Raw genomic sequence first — 15,166 nt, 5'->3', positions numbered from 1 at the left:
GGCGCGCGAACCTCCCTCGGGGAGGATGTCGCGTCAGCGACAGGGGGGGTAGTTCAGTGAGCCGTTTCAAGAACGAGGTTGCGCACCTGCAGGCGCACGTGAAGACGCTGCGTCTGGGGGCCGGCGCGTTGTTCGTGGTGGCGCTGCTGCTCGGCTTCGGTTGGTGGAGTGCGCCCAAGAGTCTGACCATCCATGTGCCGCCGGACCTGCGCTCGGGCAGCACGCGCAAGTGGTGGGACGTGCCGCCCGAGAGTGTGTATGCCTTCTCCTTCTACATCTGGCAGCAGGTACAGCGCTGGCCCACGAACGGCGAAGAAGACTATCCGCGCAACCTGCGCGCGCTGTCGGCCTACCTGACGCCGAGCTGCCGGGCCTTCCTGCAACAGGACTACGAGTACCGGCGCGCCAGTGGCGAGCTGCGTCAGCGCGTGCGCGGCATCTACGAAATTCCCGGCCGCGGCTACGGCGACGATCCGGCCACGCGCGTCAAGGTGGTCTCCGACCGCGATTGGATCGTCACGCTCGATGTGAGCGCGGACGAATACTACGGCTCCGAGCAGGTCAAGCGCGCCCTGGTGCGCTACCCGATCAAGGTCGTCCGGCTGGACATCGACCCCGAGCACAACCCCTTCGGCCTGGCGCTGGACTGCTACGCCGGCGCACCCCAGCGCATCGAACCGCCGCCGACGCCGACCCAGGCCGGCGCGCCCGCCAACGCATCCGGCCATCTGCAGGGAGACTCCCCATGAAGCCCATTGCCTTGTCGGCCCTGGCCGGCGTCCTGCTGATCCTCGGTTTCGCGCCGGCCAGCCAGGCCGTGGAAATCCTGCGTTGGGAGCGCCTGCCCCTGCCGGTGCCGCTGGTGGTCGGCCAGGAGCGCGTTGTCTTCATCGACCGCAATGTGCGCGTCGGCGTGCCGGCCCGCGTCGGCGACCACCTGCGCGTGCAGAGTGCGGGCGGCGCGATCTACCTGCGGGCGAGCGAGCCGCTTCCGCCCACGCGGTTGCAACTGCAGGACGTGGAATCCGGCGCGCTGATCCTGCTCGACATCGCCGCCGAGCCGGCGAAGGACGGCCAGGCGCCGCTGGAGCCGGTGCGCATCGTGGAAGCGGAAGCCCCCGCGAAGCGCTACGGCGGCGGTGCAGCAAGCGGCGCGGACGAGCAGGCCGTTGCGCCCGCAGACAAATCCCTTCCCCGGCGCGAAACGCCGGTACCGGTCGTGCTGACGCGGCATGCCGCGCAGAACCTGTACGCGCCGCTGCGCACCGTCGAGCCGGTCGCCGGCATCGGGCGCGTAAACCTGCGCCGCGGCCTCGCGCTGGACACCTTGCTGCCGACGTTGCCGGTGCACGCGCGGGCACTGGCCGCGTGGCGCCTGGAAGACCAGTGGGTGACGGCCGTGCGGCTCACCAATACCTCGGCGCGCTGGCTCGACCTCGACCCGCGCGCTTTGCAGGGGAACTTCGTGGCGGCGACCTTCCAGCATCCGAACCTGGGGCCGGCCGGCACCCCGTCCGACACCACGGTGCTCTACCTGGTCACGCGCGGCCACGGCCTGGCCGAGTCGCTGCTGCCGGCACTGAGCCCGATCGACGCCACCGTGAACCTGCCGCCGGCCGCCGCGGCCGGCTCGACCGGAGGAGCGCGCGATGAAGAGTAATCCGCTGCTCAAGTGGCTGCTGATCCCGATGGCGCTGCTGCTGGTGTTCGTCGGCATCAAGCTGTTCTCCGGCGCCCCCGGCGGCCAGCCCGCTCCCAAGGGCGCGGCCAGTACGCTCACGCCCGAGGAGATGAAAGCCCTGGGCATCGCCGGCGACACGCCGCGCGATACCGTCGCCACGCTGGTGGCCCAGGTGAAGCAGTTGCGCACCGAGCTGCAGAGCGCGCTCGGCGACAACAAGCAGCACAAGGCCGAGAACGAGCGCCTGCGTGCCCGGGAAAGCGCGATCGACCAGCGCATCCAGAGCGCGCTGGAAGGCGAGCACAACCGCCTGGAGCAGGAGCGCACCCAGGTGGCCAGCGACCGGCAGCAGACCCAGGGGCTGCTGCAGGATCTGCAGCGGCAACTGGACGGCCTTTCCGGCAAGGGTGGCCCGTCCGACCTGCCGGTCGGGTTGGGGCTGGAAGAGGGTGATGGCCAGCGCTTCACCCGCGGCGCCGGTGGCACGCAGTGGGTCGAGCCCGACGATGCCAAGGTCGACGCCAAAAACGGCAGCAAGGAGCCGAGCTTTCCCCTGAGCTTCGGGCCGGCCCAGAAAAGCCTGTCGGCCGCAGTGGAATCCGTCGCCGACGTCGGCAGCCGCGCGGTGGGCGCATCCACGAAGGCCGTCTACACCGTGCCGTCGAACTCGACGCTCATGGGGTCGATTGCCATGACGGCGCTGATCGGGCGCGTGCCGATCGATGGAACCGTCAACGATCCCTATCCGTTCAAGGTGCTGATCGGCCCGGACAACCTCACGGCCAACGGCATCGACATCCCCGACGTGGCCGGCGCCGTGGTCAGCGGCACGGCCTCGGGCGACTGGACGCTCTCGTGCGTGCGCGGGCAAATCCGCTCGGTCACGTTCGTGTTCCAGGACGGCACCATCCGCACGGTGCCGGAGGACAGTAGCAAGGGCGGTAACAGCGGCGGCAACGCGGGTCACAACGGCGCCAGCATCCAGGGCGGCCTGGGCTGGATCAGCGACCCCTACGGCATTCCCTGCGTCAGCGGCGAGCGGCGCAGCAACGCCCAGCAGTACCTGGGCAGCCAGGCGCTCATCACCGCGGCCGGCGCCGGCGCGGCCTCGCTCATCAAGTCCGACAACGGCAGCGTGGCCGTGGTCGCCAACAGCAACGGCTCGCTGGGCACCGTCGGCATCAGCGGCAACGAAGCGATGGGCCGCATCCTCGCGGGCGGCGTGCGCGACATGGCCGATTGGGTCAACAAGCTCTACGGCCAGGCCTTCGCGGCGGTCTACGTGCAGCCCGGCGCCAGGGTGGCCGTGCATCTGGAGCACCCGCTCGACATCGACTACGACGCCAAGGGGCGTCGGGTCCACCACCGCACCGGAGAAGCCCATGCCTCGGATCTGGATTGACGCGGCCGCCGTGCTGCTGGCGGCCACCCTGCTCGGCGGCTGCGCCACCAGCAAGGAGAAGCTGCTGCCGCACGGCGACAGCACCATGCTCGACATCTGGCATCAGGAGACCGGCGGCAGCGCGGGCGGCGGCCAGGCCGCGCGGCAACTGCTCGATGTGCGCCAAGGCCTGCGCCGGCCGCTGACCGAGGCCGATGTGCAGGCAGCGCCCGGCATGCAGGCGCGCTACACCCGTACTGCGCAGAACGAGATTCACCGCCAGTTCCACCGTCTGCCGAACCCCGACCTGGTGATGTACGTGTTCCCGCACCTCGCGGGCACCGACCCGGTGCCGGTGCCCGGCTACAGCACGGTATTCCCGCTCTACCAGCGCGTGCAGTACGCGATGCCGGGCGAGCGGGTGGAGGACTACTGATGGCCTGGTCGCTGCCGTGGTCACGCAAGCTCGACGCATCGCCTGCTGACGCCGTAGATGCGGCCGATGATGCCTGGGCACGGCACGTAACGGCCTTGGCGGCACAGGGTGTCGCCGAGCCGGGCAGCGCGCTCGGCCGGGGCCGGCGCAGGCCGGCCACCCAGGCCGACCACGATGCGCTCTATGGGGTCGCGCCGTCGTTCGCGGACTTGCTGCCCTGGGTCGAGTATCTGCCCGACACCAAGTGCATGCTGCTGGAAGATGGCCAGTCGGTGGCGGCCTTCTTCGAGCTGGCGCCGGTCGGCACCGAGGGCCGCGAGATGGCCTGGCTGTGGCAGGCGCGCGATGCGCTGGAGAACGCCCTGCAGGACTCCTTCGACGAGTTGGACGACAACCCCTGGGTGGTGCAGCTCTACGCTCAGGACGAGGCCGACTGGGACAACTATCTGCGCTCCCTGGCGAACTATCTGCAGCCGCGTGCGCAGGGCAGCGCGTTCAGCGACTTCTACCTACGCTTCTTCGCCCATCACCTGCGGGCCATCGCCAAGCCGGGTGGCCTGTTCGAGGACACCACGGTGACGCGCCTGCCGTGGCGCGGCCAGGTCCGGCGCGTGCGCATGGTGGTCTACCGCCGCACGTCCGCGGCCCCGGCCTCGCGGCGCGGCCAGTCGCCCGAGCAGGCGCTGACCACGATCTGCGACCGCCTCGTCGGCGGGCTGGCGAATGCCGGCGTGAAAGCCCGACGTCTCGGCGCGGCGGACATCCACGCCTGGCTGATGCGCTGGTTCAACCCGAATCCGACCCTACTCGGCGCCACTGCCGAAGATCGGGAACGCTTCTACGCGCTGACCCGCTACCCGGAAGAGCGGGAGGAGGGCGAGATCGAACTCGCCGGCGGCACCGACTTCGCGCAGCGCCTGTTCTTCGGCCAGCCCCGCTCGGACGTGCCCAACGGCCTGTGGTTCTTCGACGGCATGCCGCATCGGGTGATCGTGATGGATCGCCTGCGCACGCCACCCGTGACGGGCCATCTGACGGGCGAGACGCGCAAAGGCGGCGATGCCATGAACGCGCTGTTCGACCAGATGCCCGAGGACACGGTGATGTGCCTGACGCTGGTCGCCACGCCCCAGGACGTACTGGAGGCGCACCTCAACCACCTCGCCAGGAAGGCCGTCGGCGAGACCCTGGCCTCGGAGCAGACCCGGCAGGACGTCCAGCAGGCGCGCGGCCTGATCGGCAGCGCGCACAAGCTCTACCGCGGCGCGCTGGCTTTCTACCTGCGCGGCCGCGACCTGGCCCAGCTCGATGCGCGCGGCCTGCAGCTCGTCAACGTGATGCTCAACGCCGGCCTGCAACCGGTACGCGAAGAGGACGAGGTGGCGCCGCTGAACAGCTATCTGCGCTGGCTGCCGTGCGTGTTCGATCCGGCTGCCGACAAGCGCCAGTGGTACACCCAGCTCATGTTCGCGCAACACGCGGCGAACCTGGCGCCGGTCTGGGGCCGCAGCCAGGGCACGGGGCATCCGGGCATCACGTTCTTCAACCGCGGCGGCGGTCCGATCACCTTCGATCCGTTGAACCGCCTCGACCGGCAGATGAACGCGCATCTGTTCCTGTTCGGCCCCACGGGCTCGGGCAAGAGCGCGACGCTCAACAACATCCTGAATCAGGTGACGGCGATCTATCGGCCGCGCCTGTTCATCGTCGAGGCGGGCAACAGCTTCGGCCTGTTTGGCGACTTCGCGGCACGGCTGGGTCTCACCGTGCATCGGGTGAAACTTGCACCCGGCGCGGGCGTCAGTCTGGCTCCGTTCGCCGACGCCTGGCGCCTGGTCGATACGCCGAGCCAGGTACAGACGCTGGACGCCGATGCGCTCGACGAAGACCAGACCGATGCCGGCATGGCCGTGGAAGGTGACGAGCAGCGCGACGTGCTCGGGGAGCTGGAGATCACTGCGCGACTGATGATCACCGGTGGCGAGGACAAGGAAGAAGCGCGCATGACCCGCGCCGACCGCAGCCTGATCCGCCAGTGCATTCTCGATGCGGCACAGCAATGCGTAGCGGAGAAGCGCACGGTGCTGACCCGCGATGTGCGCGACGCGCTGCGCGAGCGCGCCCGCGACGCCACGCTGCCGGAGATGCGGCGCGCCCGGTTGCTGGAGATGGCCGACGCCATGGACATGTTCTGCCAGGGCGTGGACGGCGAGATGTTCGACCGGTCCGGCACGCCGTGGCCCGAGGCGGACATCACCATCGTGGACCTGGCCACCTTCGCGCGCGAGGGCTACAACGCCCAACTCTCGATTGCCTACATCTCGCTCATCAACACCGTCAACAACATCGCCGAGCGCGACCAGTTCCTGGGCCGCCCGATCATCAACGTGACGGACGAAGGCCACATCATCACGAAGAACCCGCTGCTCGCGCCCTACGTGGTCAAGATCACCAAGATGTGGCGCAAGCTCGGCGCCTGGTTCTGGCTCGCCACGCAGAACCTGGACGACCTGCCGAAAGCGGCCGAGCCCATGCTCAACATGATCGAGTGGTGGATCTGCCTGTCGATGCCACCCGATGAAGTCGAGAAGATCGCGCGCTTCCGCGAACTCAACGCTTCGCAGAAGGCGCTGATGCTCTCGGCACGCAAGGAGGCCGGCAAGTTCAGCGAGGGCGTCATCCTGTCCAAGTCGATGGAAGTGCTGTTCCGCGCTGTGCCGCCCAGCCTCTACCTGGCGATGGCGATGACCGAGCCCGAGGAGAAGGCCGAACGCTTCCAGTTGATGCAGCAGCACGGCATCAGCGAGCTGGATGCCGCCTTCCGCGTGGCCGAGAAGATCGACCGTGCGCGGGGCATCGAACCTCTGACGCTGGACACGTTGGCCTGACGGGAGCAACACGATGCGCATGCCCTCATTCGCCCGCCGTCATCCCTGGATCGGTCTGCTGATCGTGGCGACGACTGGGGTTGCCTCGTGGATGCTGCTGCGCGCGCCGCATCCGGCAACCGAGCCCATGTCCCTGGCCGCCGCCGGGTCCGAAGCGTCGAAACCGGCCGGCCCGCCCTGGCTGTATGGCCGTGCCGATGCGCGCTTCACGGTGGTCGGGTACGCCGACCTGGAGTGTCCGTACTGCCGGACCTACTTCCCCGCGCTCAAGCGCTGGATCGACGCCCATCCCGAGGTGAACTGGCAGTGGCACCACCTGCCGCTGTCCATGCACGAGCCGGCCGCGACCGCCGGGGCACGCCTGGCCGAGTGCGCGGGCGAGACGGGCGGACATGCCACGTTCTGGCAGGCCGTGGCGTGGCTCTACTCGAATACCCGTGGCGACGGCCAGGGCCTGCCGGAGGGCCTGCGCTATCCCGACCTCACACCAACCATGCAGGGTTGTCTCGACAGCGATCGCCCCGATGCGGTCATCCGTGCCCAGGCGGCGGAAGCGGCACAGCAGGGCATCGCGGCGACGCCGGCCTTGCAACTGCGCGACCGCGAGTCCGGCAAGACCCTCCTGCTGCATGGTCCCGTCGAAGACGATGCCTTGCTGTCGGCCATCGATCTGCTCGCCGCCGGCAGCACGACCGCAGCCGAACCCACCCATTCCCCAGACATGCCCGCCGGCGTTGCCGGTGACATGCCCAGGTAGCCATCGATCTTCAAGGCTGCGGCGCGGCTCGTCCGCGTTGATCGAAACCCGTTCGCATCGCATCCCTTGACGCGAACAGCCACCGCACCCGCGGTGGTGGATGCCCGCTCGTCACCTGTTCCATCCCCATCGTCCCCAGGAGGGTTTGCCCTCCAGGGGCAGGCGCCCTCCGATCTCATCCATTGGAGGTTCGCCATGTCTCTCGTCATCGCCGACTCCCGCCCGGAGTCGCTCACCCTGATCGCCGCCCAGCACGAAGACTGGATCATCCGGCAGGCCATCACCCTGCTGGAGAACCGCGTGTTCAAGGCCGGTCCAGCGCTGGGCAGTCCCGCCGCCGTGCGCGACTACCTGCGCCTGAAACTGGTCGCGGAGCCGAACGAAATCTTCGCCGTCGTGTTTCTCGACAACCAGCACCAGGTGCTCTCCTTCGAGCCGCTGTTCAAGGGCACGGTCGACCAGACTTCCGTGTATCCGAGGGTGGTGGTCCAGCGTGCGCTGGCGCTCAACGCTTCGGCGCTGATCCTGGCGCATCAGCACCCCTCGGGGACCACCGAGCCATCGGCCGCTGATCGTGCGATCACCGAGCGGCTGAAGAGTGCCCTGGCCACCGTCGATGTCCGGGTGCTGGATCACTTCATCGTCGGCAAGGGCAGCCCGTACTCGTTCGCCGAAGCCGGCTTGTTGTAGCGCACTCATTTCATCACCACGGGAGCCCTTGGCTCCCGTTTCTTTTCGCCGGTGCGCAGGAAATCGGGACTGACCGGTTTCGGTTTCTTTGTCGTCCCCTGATCTGGGTTGCGCTCGACTACGAGTCTGCATCGACTCCGCGGAGACGCGACATGCCGGCTCATTCCCTCAACCTTCCTGCCGCCTCGGGGCGCCCCCTGGCCACGAGGCTGGCCGCTGGACTGTGCGCCGCGCTGCTCGGTTCCATCGCGGCAGCCGCCGATGTGCTCGTCGTCACCGACAGCCGTCATCCGGTGCAGGCCCCGGCCGGCGTGCGGATCATCGAGCTGGACCAGGCCACGCGCATCGAGGTCGAACTCGCGGCGCACCTGCCGGCCGACCCGCAACAGGCCGCAGCGGCGGTGCGGCAGCGGTTGCATGACGGCGGCGAGGCGCTGCAGCGCCGCATCGGCCATGCCTACCAAGGTGTCGCGGATGCCTGGGGACTGGGCATCGCCAAGATTCCCGCCGTGGTGGTCGATCGACGCTACGTGGTCTATGGCGAGCCCGACGTGTCCCGCGCCGTCGCGCGCATCAACGCCTACCGGAGCACGCAGCCATGAGCCTCCTGCTGGCACGCCGGCGCCTGCGCGCCACCGCCGCCTCGCTGCTGCTGAGCGCGGCCACGTCGACATTCGCCCTGGACACCGCCACCATCGTCTCGTCGGCGCTGTCCCCCGACTGCCTCGAATACCGCGTGGTCGGAATCTGCTACTGGCTGTACTGCACGCCCTTCGGCTGCTCGGTGCGCACCTCCGTCAAGGTGCGCCACTACGTCCCCGATGCGGTGGTGTCGAGCTACTCGAACACCGGCGAAAACCCGTGGCTGGAAGTCAGGGCGATGAGCATGCCCAACCCGAGCGCCAAGGCTGGCGGTGACGGCACGACCAATCACGACAACGAGAACAACCTCGCCAAGTTCAAGAACGCCGATGTCATCGGCCATCCGGCCGGGATGGTGTTCAGCCAGTTCGCCCGCGCCTCCGGTTACACCTGCGAAGGCGCGGGCACGGCCTTCATGCCGTATCTGCTGAGCACGCTCGACACGATCGCCTGGCGCTACAACATCCCGGAAGCGTTCTATCCCGAAGCGCTCATCCCCGGCCGGCGCGAAATCGGTACGCGCACTGGCCTGAACCTCTGGGGCAACGTGTATCCCCGCGGTGGCTTCCTGCACCAGACCGACGACCACAAGAGCGGCGCCGTGGTCGCGCAGCGCGCGGGCGACATCGTGACGCGCCGCAACCAGATTCACGTGTATCAGCCCCTGCTGGCCAACGCCCGCGACGGCTACTGGCCGGCCGGCGCGCTGATGGAGACCGACGCCTCGACGGGCAAGTGGCAGGAGCTGACGCCCACGCTCTCGAACAGTTGCGTGGTCTTCCCGCACAGCCGCACCCGCGTGCAGGCCCAGCAGGGCGACTACGCCTGGGCCTTGTGGCGGCCGTACTCCTGCTGCCGGCGCCGTGGCCAGGTCTTCCTCGGCAGCGTCGATTTCATGTGAGGAACCCACGATGAACGCCTCCCTCCCTGACTTCCTGCGCCGCGCGAAGTCGCACCTGCGGGCCACGCTGCTCATGGCGGCCATCACGCTGGCCGTCGGCGCCGCCTGGGCGCAGACCCGGATCGACCCCAATGGCGTGAACGTCAGCGGCAGCGTGATCGGCGACGACGTGCTCTACAGCATCGGCGGCGGCCGGGCCGTGTCGATGGGTGGTGCCGGCAACATGCAGAGCATCGGCGTGGGGATCGGCTGGAACAGCAACCTGATCTGCGGCGACATGAGCATCACCACGACGCTGCAGAACCAGCTCAACGGCATCACCAACGGCTTCCAGACGATCATGAGCAACGTGATCCAGAACGCCACCAGCGCCGTGGCCTCGCTGCCGGCCCTGATCATCCAGCGCGCCGACCCGGGGCTCTACAACCTGCTGACCAACGGCATCCTCCAGGCGCGCCTGGACTTCGACCGCTCGAAGATGACCTGCCGGGCCATCGCCAATCGCATGGCGGACATGGCCGGCGGCCAGGCCGGCTGGGACCAGCTCGCCGAGGGGATGGCGCTGCGGGATGCGGTCAGCAGCACCGATGCCGTCTCCGCCATCGAGCAGGCCGAGTCCAACAAAGGGAACAACGGCGTGCCCTGGGTCGGCGGCGGCAATGCGGGCGGCTCCGGCCAGAGTTCGATCAAGGTGGTCGGCGATGTGACGCGCGCGGGCTACAACCTGCTCAACGGGCGCAGCGTCACCGATACTTCGTCGATCGCGCGCAGCGCCTGCGGCAACCGCCTGACCTGCCAGACCTGGTCGTCGCCTGGCGCGGCCGCGGCCTTTGCGAACCGCGTGCTCGGCGAACGCGAGCAACGCACCTGCGAAAACTGCACGAAGACCCAGACCACGCCTGGCGTCGGGCTCACGCCAATGATCCAGGAAGAGTACGAGACCAAGCTGCAGGTGCTGCAGGAGCTGGTGACGGGCGCCCGGCCGACGACGCCGACCAACCTCGACGCGGCCGGCAGCAGCTCGCTGCCGATCACCCGCGGCGTGATCGAGGCCTTGCGGGACGAACCCGACCAGGACGTGCTGGGCAAGCGCCTGGCGTCCGAGGCGGCGCTGTCCAGCGTGCTGGAGAAGGCCCTGCTGCTGCAACGCACGTTGCTCACCGGCAAGAAGGAGCCGAACGTCGCCGCCAACGAGTTGGCCGTGCGTGCGGTCGACCAGGAGAACAGCGCGCTGGAGCAGGAGATCAACAACCTCAAGACTGAGCTGGAGCTGCGGCGCACGCTGGCCGGCAACTCGGCGATGGCGATCATCCAGCGCCACAGCACCCGCGCTGCCGGCTCGCGCGGCGTCTTCGAGGGCGACACCACGCGCGACCGTCTGCGGGAAGTCCAGAAGCCGCGGAGCGGTACGCCATGAGCCGGCTGGCCTGGCTGCGGCTGCCATGGCTGTTCAACCGCCGCGTCGGCGTGGCGCTGCTGTGGACTTTGCTGGTGGTGGCCGCCGCGGTAGCAGTGAACATCGCCGGCATCCACGTGGTCGGCGGCGTCGAGGGCTGGCAGCACTGGCTGCAGGCGCACGCCGGCCACTTCTTCGTGTGGCGGCTGTGCCTCTACGGAGCGACGGCCTACGGCTGGTGGTGGATGCGTCGGCGCCTGTTGCGGCGGGAGCCGTCCCGCGAAACGCATCAGCGCCTGCTGCGCACGGAGATCGCGGCCGTGATCGCCGTGGTCGCGCTGGAAGCCAGCCAATTGTTGCGGCACGGCTGAGACCGGCAGGCAGGCATGACGCTCTACACCACGGACTACCTGGAGTATTACCTGACCCTGGTGGCTTGGGTGGTCAACAACGGCATCTGGAACATCCTTGTGGCCAGTGGAGTGTTCGCGCTCCCGTTCGTGGCCATCGTGATCCAGGAATGGCTCAAGGCCCGCAGCGAAGGTGCGGACGAGGGCAACAAGGGCGTGCTGTCGTCGATGCGCATCGAGAACCGGGTGTGGGTGGCGATCGTGGTCATCATGTTCGCCGGCATCCCGTTCATCCCGGTGGATCTCGCCACGATCAGGTTCGACACCACGCGCTCCGCGCAATGCCAGGTCAACGTCCCGCTGCCCAACGACACGGGCTGGTCCAACGTCTACACGGCGCTCAACGACCAGAGCGCGCTGGTGCCGGTGTGGTGGTTCTTCATGCACGCGCTGTCGAAAGCCGTGACGGGCTCCGCGGTGGCGGCGATTCCCTGCGGCACGGACCTGCGTCAGATTCGCATGGATGTCGATGCCACGCGCATCGACGATTCGGTGCTGGCACAGGAGGTCGCCGATTTCACGCACGACTGCTACGGGCCGTCGCGCGCCAAGCTGTTCATGAACCGACCGACGCTCTCCGACGAGCAGATGAACGATGTCACCTGGATCGGGTCGAGTTACTTCCTCGACACGCCCGGCTTCTATGACACCTATCGCTCCAAGACCCCTCGCACGGCCTGGCCCTACGACGCGACCCGCGATGCAGGGCTGGCGCAGGTGGACAGCGGCGGCGGCTATCCGTCCTGCCGACAGTGGTGGGCCGATGGCGACCAGGGGCTGCGCAGCCGGCTGCTGGCACAGGTCGACCCGGACCTGCTGACCCGCATCGGGCGCTGGGCGGGCTTCCTGTCGCAGAGCGAGGTCAATGACTCGGTGATCCGCGCCGTGGTCTCACCGCGACAGCAGAAGATGAACCAGGGCGCCGTCTACACCGACTACGGCGGCCAGATCGACAAGACGCTGCCGAACGTCGTCACGCGCGGCGCGGGCGACCTGGGGCTGACCGTCGGCTCGCTGGCTTTCTTCCCGGCGATGGACGTGGTGCGCCAGGCGCTGCCGATGGTGCTGACGATGCTCAAGATGGCGCTCGTCATCTGCATCCCGTTGGTGCTGCTGATCGGCACCTACGACCTGAAGACGGTGATGACGGTGAGCTGCGTCCAGTTCGCGCTGTTCTTCGTGGACTTCTGGTTCCAGCTCGCGCGCTGGATCGACAGCACGATCCTGGACGCGCTCTACGGCTGGCATTCGCCGCACAGCAACTTCAACCCGCTGATGGGGTTGAATAACGCTTTCGGCGATATGCTGTTGAATTTCGTGATGGCGATGATGTTCATCGTGTTACCGACGTTCTGGGTGATGGCACTCGGATGGGCGGGAGTTCGCGCTGGAAACTTCCTGGGCGGTCTCATCACTGGCACGTCCGATGCAAAGTCGGCTGGAGGTAGCGGCTCTCGTCTTGCGATGACGGCCGTATCGAAAGGTGCAGCGAAGTAAGGAGCACTCTCTCGCGCTGATGCGGCGGCTACGGCTCGTCGGGATCGCCCATGTCGATCCGCCAGTCATCTTTGTCGTACAGGCCGACGCCCGAGTGTCCGTCTCTAAGTTCCGGCTGCTTCTCGTCATCCGCATCGGCATTTCGCGCGAACCATGTGGCGACCACCGCAAAGGCCAGCAGCAGGACGAGCCAGGATACGGTGTAGAGCAGCATGCCAAGCACGGCCAGCTTGACGATCCAGAGCACCGCCGTCGCCGCGCCTGCGGGCACCCCGCGCGTCACCAGCCGGCCGGCGACACGCTGCTCGCGGCGCTGGTATCCACGCCAGGCACGGCCAGCCCCCCGGCCCAGCCGGTGGCTCCAGCGCCCGTTGTGCGTGTTGGTGGTCATGCTCATGTGCCTCGGTTTCAGTGGTGCCTCACCTCAGGAGCGGCCGGTTGTGGCTTGCCCTCCAGCATAGACCGCGATCAGGAGGGCGGGTGGGTTGCGGCTGGCAGAGCCAGGCTGGCTCGGGTGTCGCCAAGATGATTAGATTTTGCAATAGAAATCAAACCTTATGCTACTTTCCCTGCGAGGTTCTTGCGATACCTCTAGGGGCTGATTGGATTCCGTGCTATTTTTATAGCATGGATGGAAATTCTAGGCACCAGGTAATCAAGCGGCTGCAGGCCGGACTCCCCCGCGGGGCGCCGTTCGACCTCGCCACCCTGAGTCAGTTCGGGGTGTCGCCCCAGCTTGCCGCCCACTATGCCGACGGCGGGTGGCTCGTGCGCCTGGCCCATGGCGTCTATGCCTTCCCGAACGATGAATTCGGGGTCTATGGTGCGCTGAAGTTCCTGCAACAGCGCGTGCCCGGCCTGCACGTCGGCGGCAAGAGCGCCCTGGCCCTGCAGGGCGTGCGCCACAACCTGGGCAGCCGGGAGACGCTGGTACTGTGGGGCGACGGTCGTTTCGCGTTGCCGGCCTGGTTCACCGCGCGCTTTCCGGCCCGCTACGTCCACGCCCGCCTGTTCGACTGGCCGGACACGGCGCTGGCCAGCATGACCCTGACCACGCCGCCTGGCCTGCCCGAGGATCTGCGGGTGGCTGCCTCCGAGCGTGCCGTTCTGGAACTGCTGTACGAAGCCGGCGCCAAGCAGAGCCTCGAAGAGGCCCGCAACATCTTTGATGGACTGCGTTCCCCCCGCAAGGACTTACTCGGGCAACTGCTGTCCTGCTGCGCCAGCGTGAAGGCCGTGCGCCTGTTCCTCACCTGGGCGCGCGAGACCAACCTCGTGGATGTCGATGCTCTGCTGGAGCAGTACCCGGTTCGCACCGGCAGCAACACGCGCTGGATGAGCCGGCTCGATGACGGCACCTTGCTGAGCCTGAGACCTCATGGATAAGACCTACGCGGACACCGTTCGCCTGCTGCTGGCCGTCGCGCCTGACGTGTTCGCCAACGACATCTTCGCCATGAAGGGCGGCACGGCCATCAACCTCTTCGTGCGGGACATGCCGCGCCTGTCGGTAGACATCGACGTGGTGTACCTCCCGTGGCAGACGCCGCGCGACGAAGCGCTGCAAGCCATCAACCAGGAGCTGGCCGCCATCGCCACGCGCGTTGCACCACTGGGCGTGCAGACACGCCTGGTTCGCGCCAAGGACCTGGGGGACACCAAGCTGATCGTCGAGAACGACGCCAACCAGGTGAAGATCGAGGTCAACGTCGTGTTCCGAGGCAGCGTGCTGCCCGTTGAGCGGCGGCCGCTGAATGCTAGGACCAGCGATCTGTTCGGCATCGAGTTGGACGTGCCGATCCTGGCACCGGACGAGCTGTACGCCGGCAAGCTGGTGGCCGCGCTGGACCGGCAGCATCCGCGCGACCTGTTCGACGTGTGGCAGCTCTTTGAGTCGGGCGACATCAGCGATGGCATGGTCGAGTGCTTCGTGATCTATCTGGCGGGCCACAACCGGCCGCCCCACGAAGTGTTGTTCGGCAACGACAAGGACATCGCCGGCGAGTACGAACGGGCCTTTGTCGGTATGGCCGAAGTGGACTGCCCCTTGGACACGCTGCTGGAGGCTCGCGCGCAGTTGCGACGCGAGTTGCAGCAACGGCTGACGAAGGCGCACAGGCGGTTCCTGAGCGGCCTGGTACGCGCAGAACCGGACTGGTCGCTGGTGCAATGCCAGCACGCCGCGCAACTGCCGGCACTGCGCTGGAAGCTCAACAACCTGGAGACCTTTCGCAAGAAGCGCCCCAAGGACTTCGCCGCGCAAGCCGCTGCGCTCGATGCCGGCCTGGGCCAGATCTGACGCGGCGACAGAAGTATTCCCCGCTTGTCGGGCCTGCCCCATGCCGCATTCATCGTGGCATCCGCGAAGCAGCGACCCTATACCCAAAGGCTTCCGACAAAGGCCAAAGGGCTGGGAAGGGGCAAGGGAACGGGGCCAAGGGGAAAGGCCCTACCCGAAAAGGCCAAAAGGCGCCCCAGATCAGCCCG

15 protein-coding genes are annotated in these 15,166 nt (G+C 67.8%); 14 read left to right on the top strand and 1 reads right to left on the bottom strand.

Translation table 11 applies throughout. The features are described 5' to 3' along the window. Nucleotides 1-56 precede the first annotated feature (56 nt). The 12 genes from HQ912_RS21255 (at nt 57) to HQ912_RS21200 (ending at nt 12,679) form a co-directional block, all read left to right on the top strand. Nucleotides 57-749 (top strand): PFL_4703 family integrating conjugative element protein, encoded by a 693-nt coding sequence (locus tag HQ912_RS21255; RefSeq protein WP_010792125.1) that lies wholly within the window; start codon nt 57-59, stop codon nt 747-749. Continuing rightward, nucleotides 746-1,660 carry a TIGR03749 family integrating conjugative element protein gene (locus HQ912_RS21250; protein ID WP_010792124.1) on the top strand — a complete coding sequence of 305 codons (915 nt, stop codon included), beginning with the start codon at nt 746-748 and terminating at the stop codon, nt 1,658-1,660. Before HQ912_RS21255 ends, HQ912_RS21250 begins: the two co-directional genes overlap by 4 nt. Then, nucleotides 1,650-3,083, top strand: coding sequence for a TIGR03752 family integrating conjugative element protein (locus HQ912_RS21245; protein ID WP_059392975.1), 1,434 nt, complete (start codon nt 1,650-1,652; stop codon nt 3,081-3,083). Before HQ912_RS21250 ends, HQ912_RS21245 begins: the two co-directional genes overlap by 11 nt. Continuing rightward, complete coding sequence (locus HQ912_RS21240) at nt 3,064-3,498, top strand: TIGR03751 family conjugal transfer lipoprotein (RefSeq protein WP_059392976.1); 435 nt, start codon at nt 3,064-3,066, stop codon at nt 3,496-3,498. The genes HQ912_RS21245 and HQ912_RS21240 overlap by 20 nt, the downstream gene beginning before the upstream one ends. Next, nucleotides 3,498-6,386 (top strand): conjugative transfer ATPase, encoded by a 2,889-nt coding sequence (locus HQ912_RS21235; RefSeq protein WP_059392977.1) that lies wholly within the window; start codon nt 3,498-3,500, stop codon nt 6,384-6,386. The genes HQ912_RS21240 and HQ912_RS21235 overlap by 1 nt, the downstream gene beginning before the upstream one ends. A gap of 13 nt (nt 6,387-6,399) precedes the next feature. After that, complete coding sequence (locus HQ912_RS21230) at nt 6,400-7,143, top strand: thioredoxin domain-containing protein (RefSeq protein ID WP_003292124.1); 744 nt, start codon at nt 6,400-6,402, stop codon at nt 7,141-7,143. Between the two features lie 195 nt (nt 7,144-7,338). Beyond that, nucleotides 7,339-7,833: a RadC family protein gene (gene radC / locus HQ912_RS21225; RefSeq protein ID WP_059392978.1), complete on the top strand. Its 495-nt coding sequence runs from the start codon at nt 7,339-7,341 to the stop codon at nt 7,831-7,833. Nucleotides 7,834-7,985: 152 nt separating this feature from the next. After that, nucleotides 7,986-8,435: a TIGR03757 family integrating conjugative element protein gene (locus HQ912_RS21220; protein WP_059392979.1), complete on the top strand. Its 450-nt coding sequence runs from the start codon at nt 7,986-7,988 to the stop codon at nt 8,433-8,435. Next, a complete protein-coding gene (locus HQ912_RS21215) occupies nt 8,432-9,376 on the top strand; it encodes a TIGR03756 family integrating conjugative element protein (protein ID WP_059392980.1) in 945 nt (314 codons plus the stop codon). Before HQ912_RS21220 ends, HQ912_RS21215 begins: the two co-directional genes overlap by 4 nt. A gap of 10 nt (nt 9,377-9,386) precedes the next feature. Beyond that, nucleotides 9,387-10,793, top strand: coding sequence for an integrating conjugative element protein (locus HQ912_RS21210; RefSeq protein ID WP_059392981.1), 1,407 nt, complete (start codon nt 9,387-9,389; stop codon nt 10,791-10,793). After that, a complete protein-coding gene (locus HQ912_RS21205; RefSeq protein ID WP_003292115.1) occupies nt 10,790-11,143 on the top strand; it encodes a hypothetical protein in 354 nt (117 codons plus the stop codon). Before HQ912_RS21210 ends, HQ912_RS21205 begins: the two co-directional genes overlap by 4 nt. Nucleotides 11,144-11,158: 15 nt before the next feature. After that, nucleotides 11,159-12,679: a conjugal transfer protein TraG N-terminal domain-containing protein gene (locus tag HQ912_RS21200; protein ID WP_173407263.1), complete on the top strand. Its 1,521-nt coding sequence runs from the start codon at nt 11,159-11,161 to the stop codon at nt 12,677-12,679. A 28-nt stretch (nt 12,680-12,707) separates the two neighbouring features. Here HQ912_RS21200 and HQ912_RS21195 read toward each other — a convergent pair whose 3' ends face one another. Beyond that, a complete protein-coding gene (locus HQ912_RS21195) occupies nt 12,708-13,076 on the bottom strand; it encodes a DUF3742 family protein (protein WP_009397194.1) in 369 nt (122 codons plus the stop codon). 230 nt (nt 13,077-13,306) lie between these two features. Between HQ912_RS21195 and HQ912_RS21190 the strand changes: the two genes are divergently transcribed. Next, complete coding sequence (locus HQ912_RS21190; RefSeq protein ID WP_173407262.1) at nt 13,307-14,065, top strand: type IV toxin-antitoxin system AbiEi family antitoxin domain-containing protein; 759 nt, start codon at nt 13,307-13,309, stop codon at nt 14,063-14,065. Further along, a complete protein-coding gene (locus HQ912_RS21185; protein ID WP_009397192.1) occupies nt 14,058-14,978 on the top strand; it encodes a nucleotidyl transferase AbiEii/AbiGii toxin family protein in 921 nt (306 codons plus the stop codon). The genes HQ912_RS21190 and HQ912_RS21185 overlap by 8 nt, the downstream gene beginning before the upstream one ends. Nucleotides 14,979-15,166: the final 188 nt, after the last annotated feature.

Source organism: Pseudomonas sp. MPDS, assembly GCF_013283895.1.
Lineage (GTDB): Bacteria > Pseudomonadota > Gammaproteobacteria > Pseudomonadales > Pseudomonadaceae > Aquipseudomonas > Aquipseudomonas rhizophila.
The sequence above is the reverse complement of the archived record's forward strand: the minus strand, read 5'-3'. Positions and strand labels throughout refer to the sequence as shown.

Excerpts from the sequence above, each read along its gene's own strand:
- HQ912_RS21185 (WP_009397192.1), top strand. The coding sequence starts at position 14,058 with ATGGATAAGACCTACGCGGACACCGTTCGCCTGCTGCTGGCCGTCGCG.
- HQ912_RS21195 (WP_009397194.1), bottom strand. The coding sequence starts at position 13,076 with ATGAGCATGACCACCAACACGCACAACGGGCGCTGGAGCCACCGGCTG.
- HQ912_RS21250 (WP_010792124.1), top strand. The coding sequence starts at position 746 with ATGAAGCCCATTGCCTTGTCGGCCCTGGCCGGCGTCCTGCTGATCCTC.
- HQ912_RS21235 (WP_059392977.1), top strand. The coding sequence starts at position 3,498 with ATGGCCTGGTCGCTGCCGTGGTCACGCAAGCTCGACGCATCGCCTGCT.
- HQ912_RS21190 (WP_173407262.1), top strand. The coding sequence starts at position 13,307 with ATGGATGGAAATTCTAGGCACCAGGTAATCAAGCGGCTGCAGGCCGGA.
- HQ912_RS21200 (WP_173407263.1), top strand. The coding sequence starts at position 11,159 with ATGACGCTCTACACCACGGACTACCTGGAGTATTACCTGACCCTGGTG.
- HQ912_RS21245 (WP_059392975.1), top strand. The coding sequence starts at position 1,650 with ATGAAGAGTAATCCGCTGCTCAAGTGGCTGCTGATCCCGATGGCGCTG.
- HQ912_RS21230 (WP_003292124.1), top strand. The coding sequence starts at position 6,400 with ATGCGCATGCCCTCATTCGCCCGCCGTCATCCCTGGATCGGTCTGCTG.
- HQ912_RS21205 (WP_003292115.1), top strand. The coding sequence starts at position 10,790 with ATGAGCCGGCTGGCCTGGCTGCGGCTGCCATGGCTGTTCAACCGCCGC.
- radC (WP_059392978.1), top strand. The coding sequence starts at position 7,339 with ATGTCTCTCGTCATCGCCGACTCCCGCCCGGAGTCGCTCACCCTGATC.
- HQ912_RS21240 (WP_059392976.1), top strand. The coding sequence starts at position 3,064 with ATGCCTCGGATCTGGATTGACGCGGCCGCCGTGCTGCTGGCGGCCACC.
- HQ912_RS21210 (WP_059392981.1), top strand. The coding sequence starts at position 9,387 with ATGAACGCCTCCCTCCCTGACTTCCTGCGCCGCGCGAAGTCGCACCTG.
- HQ912_RS21220 (WP_059392979.1), top strand. The coding sequence starts at position 7,986 with ATGCCGGCTCATTCCCTCAACCTTCCTGCCGCCTCGGGGCGCCCCCTG.
- HQ912_RS21215 (WP_059392980.1), top strand. The coding sequence starts at position 8,432 with ATGAGCCTCCTGCTGGCACGCCGGCGCCTGCGCGCCACCGCCGCCTCG.